Source organism: Pseudomonas sp. HY13-MNA-CIBAN-0226 (assembly GCF_040310305.1).
GTDB classification, from domain to species: Bacteria; Pseudomonadota; Gammaproteobacteria; order Pseudomonadales; family Pseudomonadaceae; genus Aquipseudomonas; species Aquipseudomonas gregormendelii.
On sequence record NZ_JBEOPS010000546.1, the window covers coordinates 1 to 243 of the forward strand.

The 243-nt window shown below is 40.3% G+C and carries 1 protein-coding gene; it reads right to left on the reverse strand.

What is annotated here, in order from left to right:
- On the reverse strand, positions 1-243 hold a 243-nt coding region (locus tag AAEZ05_RS29840; protein WP_350650254.1), incomplete at both ends, for a hypothetical protein.

The window sequence follows — 243 nt, forward strand, 5'->3', positions numbered from 1 at the left end:
GTGTACGATATAGTCATCAAGTCCGTCACCAGTGACGTCAGAACGCGTAATGAACCCTTGCTGAACACTTAATGGAAGGTCAACTGCATCTCCATATTGAGCGCTTTCACACATCTCTTTTAATTCATCAAATTCAGCTTGTAACTCAGATGGATAGTTATTTAGATAATCTATAGGTATACGCTCATCACTGGCATGGGAGTAGGTGCTTGAAATTAACAATGTAATCGCAATAGCTGGAAG